Here is a 1,430-nt window from a genome sequence, read left to right on the forward strand (position 1 = left end):
GTCACCTCGATGATCTCCTGCGTGCCCTCCTTGGCCTTCCGGCGGGCCTCCTGCCGGGCCAGGTACTTCGCCATGGGCAGGACCATCACCGACGCCGGCCACGCGTTCAACAACGACACTTCGACCAGCCACTACGCCCCGGATTCTGCTGCCCTCGCCTGGACCCGCACTATGGAGTTTTTCGCCGAAACCCTGTGATTGCCAACGTAAGTCAGGGAACCCGCTTGACCACCGTGCCGGTGATCTCGTCCTGAACCTGTTCAGCCGTTACCGCTCGACTATGCGCCCGACGTGATCGGGTGAAGTAGTAGATGCCGATCACGGCAAGAACACCGCGACGTGAAGCCGGGCAACATCCTCATCACGCCGACGGGCCAGGTGAAGATCACGGACTTCGGCATCGCCAAGGCCGTCGAGAACTCACCTGTCACGCGCACGGGAATGGTGATGGGCACCGCCCAGTACATCGCGCCCGAGCAGGCCCTCGGTCAGGACGCGACCGCGGCGAGTGACGTGTACTCGCTGGGAATCGTCGGATACGAAGCACTTTCGGGTCGACGCCCGTTCACCGGTGACGGCGCGCTGACCGTCGCGATGAAGCACGTGCAGGAAACCCCGGCACCGATGCCGGCCGACCTGCCGCCGAACATCCGCGAGCTCATCGACATCACGTTGACCAAGGATCCGGCCGGCCGCTACGCCAGTGGCGGTGAGTTCGCCGACGCCGTTGCAGCCGTTCGGGCAGGGAGGCGTCCACCGCCGCCCGGTCTGCTCGCCACCGGTGCCGCGAGCGCGTTGCCGGCAACAGGTGCCACGCAGGTCATGCCGCCGACGTACGCGGGCCCGGTGACGGGCGCAGCCGCAGCGGACGACGCGGCAGCCGGCGGAATGACCAGTGGGCAGAAGGCCGTGGCATGGGCCGGCGGCGGATTGATCTTGTTGGCGTTGATCATCGGCGGAGTCTGGATCGCGACCGACGGTCCGAGCGACCCGACGCCGCCCGTCGTCACGTCCACGACGTTGCCGACCACCACGACGACCAAGCCCACCACGACGACGACTCGGCCGACGACGACGACCACCGAGCCGACAACAACGACGACTCGGCCGACGACAACCACGACCGAGCCGACAACCACCACGACAACGCCGACCACGACAACAACAACTCCGACGACCACAACCACCACCACGACGACAACGACGACCACAACGACCACTGAGCCGTTGGCGGATCCCGGAGACGCTGAAGAACCGCTAGGACAAGACCAATGACGACACCCCGCAATCTCTCCTCCCGCTACGAGCTGGGTGAGATTCTCGGCTTCGGCGGAATGTCCGAGGTTCATCTGGCGCGCGACCTCCGACTCAGCCGCCTCGGCAAGCGCCCGCTGTCCCAGTGGAACTCCTACCTCGCCGAGCTGAAGTCG

2 protein-coding genes and 1 pseudogene are annotated in these 1,430 nt (G+C 66.0%); 2 read left to right on the forward strand and 1 reads right to left on the reverse strand.

What is annotated here, in order from left to right:
- Positions 1 to 89 (reverse strand): annotated as a pseudogene (locus ABT116_RS46100) (large conductance mechanosensitive channel protein MscL); the annotation flags it as partial.
- Between ABT116_RS46100 and ABT116_RS46105 the strand changes: the two are divergent.
- Complete coding sequence (locus ABT116_RS46105) at positions 73 to 198, forward strand: dienelactone hydrolase family protein (protein WP_351647171.1); 126 nt, start codon at positions 73 to 75, stop codon at positions 196 to 198. The pseudogene ABT116_RS46100 and the gene ABT116_RS46105 sit on opposite strands and share 17 nt — an antisense overlap.
- 141 nt (positions 199 to 339) lie before the next feature.
- Positions 340 to 1,275, forward strand: a complete 936-nt coding sequence (locus ABT116_RS46110) for a protein kinase domain-containing protein (protein WP_351647173.1) — start codon at positions 340 to 342, stop codon at positions 1,273 to 1,275.
- Positions 1,276 to 1,430 lie beyond the last annotated feature (155 nt).

Source organism: Streptomyces sp. NPDC002130 (assembly GCF_040296465.1).
Classification (GTDB): domain Bacteria; phylum Actinomycetota; class Actinomycetes; order Streptomycetales; family Streptomycetaceae; genus Streptomyces.

Bases quoted from the DNA above. Each gene is read 5' to 3' on its own strand.
- ABT116_RS46105 (WP_351647171.1), top strand. From the start codon at position 73: ATGGGCAGGACCATCACCGACGCCGGCCACGCGTTCAACAACGACACT.